The sequence below is a fragment of the Rhodoplanes sp. SY1 genome, assembly GCF_046000175.1.
GTDB lineage: Bacteria > Pseudomonadota > Alphaproteobacteria > Rhizobiales > Xanthobacteraceae > Rhodoplanes.
Genome location: NZ_JBEOMB010000194.1, coordinates 1 through 2,156, shown reverse-complemented (window position 1 = coordinate 2,156; position 2,156 = coordinate 1). Strand labels below are relative to the sequence as shown.

Genomic DNA, 2,156 nt, shown 5'->3' with positions numbered 1-2,156 from the left:
TGCGGACGGTGGGTGCAACGGGTACCGGCCAAAGGATCAAGGCTGGGGCCGTGGACGGCGCCCAGTGATCCACGTGTCGTGGACGGATGCGCAGGCCTATGTGGACTGGCTGAAGAAGAAGACGGGGAAAGACTATCGTCTGCTGAGCGATTCGGAGCGGGAATACGTGACGCGAGCCGGGACCACGACACCGTTCTGGTGGGGGTCGTCGATATCGACGAAGCAGGCGAACTATGACGGCAGATTCACATATGGCAACGCACCGGAGTGGGAATGGCGAACGAAAACGGTTCCGGTGGACACGTTCGAGCCGAACCCGTGGGGACTCTATCAGGTTCACGGGAACGTGTGGGAGTGGGTGGCGGACTGCTGGCACAAAAACTACGACGGAGCGCCATCGGACGGGGCGGCTCGGACGACCGGGGATTGCAGGTACCGTGTTCTCCGCGGCGGGTCGTGGTTCTTCGAGCCGAGGTACCTCCGCGCTGCAAGCCGCTACTCGTATGTCCCCGCTGTCCAGAACGACAATACCGGGTTTCGGGTCGGGAGGGCGCTCACGCCTTGAATCTTTGCCTCTTAGTGTCTTGTTTTAATCGTGTGTCTTCCGGGGTCCAGGGGGCGCAGCCCCTGAACCGGAGACAGCGTTCTGCGACAATCGTCGACACGAAGCGAAGCGGAGTCGGCGCCTTGAGCGCATGATTGGGTGTTGGCCCGGAGCTCGAACCACTCCGGGACGGCTCGGTTCTCAACTCCACCACTGAGCTGCAGCATCTACGTCGCTCGACCCATGAGCAAGATGACCCGGGAGCGTTCGCCTTCGGGTCGAAATCTCTTGCAGTAGGTCTGCGGCAGGAGCGAATAATCCGGTAAATTGCCGTGCCGCCCTCCAATTGCTTTGGAGGCCGGCCCCTACCGGGCCCGTTCGAAATCCCCTCTTCGCGTGTATCATGACCGCCAACGACATCTTTGCCGATGAATCCGCCGTGGAAGCCGACCTCTTTCTCCAGGAGAGCATCCTGTGGTCCCGATCCGTGCTGTCCGCGCGTCTCGTCGAGGCGAGTGTCGCACGCAAGCCCGAGCTGCTCGACACCCTGCGGATCGAGGCGATGTATCAGTTCTGCGAGTTCTTCTATCTGCTACGGGCGCGGCGGATCGAGAGCGAAGAGGAGATTGCGCGGCTCGCCGATATCCATAACCAGCACCTCGATACGCTGCTTCGCGACGCCGACAAGATGAAGCGCCTCGGCCTGCGCAAGGACCGCGTGCTCGACGCGATCTTCACGGCCGACACGCTGCCGCGCCTGGTCGAGACCTGGCGCGGCCGAGCCGGCCGGATCGATCAGTCGAACCTCGCCCGCTTCCTGGTCAGCGTGATGTCGACCGAGACCTGCCGTAAGCTCGTCGTCGCGTCGGCGGAGGCGGGCTTTCTCGAGCGCGGCCGCTCGCCCTTCGGCACCATCCTGGTGTCGTCGACCGGTGTGATGGAGCAGGTCTTCGGCGGCGTGCTGCGCGACCTGCGACGGCGCCTCGCCGCGATCGTCTCCGACACTGTGTCCGGAGGAGTTCAGAGATGATTGACCACGAACAGCCGATCCACGCGGGTTCGCACCGCGACGCGGGGACGCCGCTTGCGGCCTCGATCCGCGACTGGCTTCATCTGCTGCCCGCCGGGATGGCGCCCGCCGTGCTGGCGCTGACCCTCGGCCTGACCGGAACCGCTGCGGCGGACATTCAGGCATCGCCGCCACGGCCGGAGTTTTCCGCCGCCGACCTCGCGACCATTGCCCGTAACGAAAGCCTGCGCGAGGCGGTCGCGACCTCACCGTGGGTGGTCTACCAAGTGCTGCGGGCGATCGACGCGGAGGCCTCGCAGGGTCGCGATCTCCTCGTGCCCCGGCCGGGTCTGAACAAACCGACGGCGGATTTCGATCACGCGCGCGATCCCGACCTGAAGACCTTCGAGCGCGTCGCGCCCGAGGCGGCGCACGATCTGTTCTTGCTCATCAAGAAGGCCAGCAAGCAGAAATGAGGGTCTCGCGCCGGCGGCACCGGCCGGCTTCTCTGGCAGAATCAGCCACTTGCCCGCGCTCGTTGCCGAGATTTCCGAGCTTGGGTTCTTTGACCTATTGTCCTCAATCATCGTAAGCGGTCTTCTG

At 64.2% G+C, this 2,156-nt stretch carries 3 protein-coding genes; all 3 read left to right on the top strand.

Annotation, left to right across the window (positions count from 1 at the left end; translation table 11 throughout):
* Nucleotides 1–565: formylglycine-generating enzyme family protein (locus ABTU92_RS28010; RefSeq protein WP_408094861.1), on the top strand; the 565-nt coding region annotated here is incomplete at its 5' end.
* A gap of 382 nt (nt 566–947) precedes the next feature.
* On the top strand, nt 948–1,574 hold the full coding sequence (locus ABTU92_RS28005; RefSeq protein ID WP_408094860.1) for a hypothetical protein: 627 nt from the start codon (nt 948–950) through the stop codon (nt 1,572–1,574).
* Nucleotides 1,571–2,029, top strand: coding sequence for a hypothetical protein (locus tag ABTU92_RS28000; protein WP_408094859.1), 459 nt, complete (start codon nt 1,571–1,573; stop codon nt 2,027–2,029). The genes ABTU92_RS28005 and ABTU92_RS28000 overlap by 4 nt, the downstream gene beginning before the upstream one ends.
* Nucleotides 2,030–2,156 lie beyond the last annotated feature (127 nt).

Excerpts from the sequence above, each read along its gene's own strand:
- ABTU92_RS28005 (WP_408094860.1), top strand. The coding sequence starts at position 948 with ATGACCGCCAACGACATCTTTGCCGATGAATCCGCCGTGGAAGCCGAC.
- ABTU92_RS28000 (WP_408094859.1), top strand. The coding sequence starts at position 1,571 with ATGATTGACCACGAACAGCCGATCCACGCGGGTTCGCACCGCGACGCG.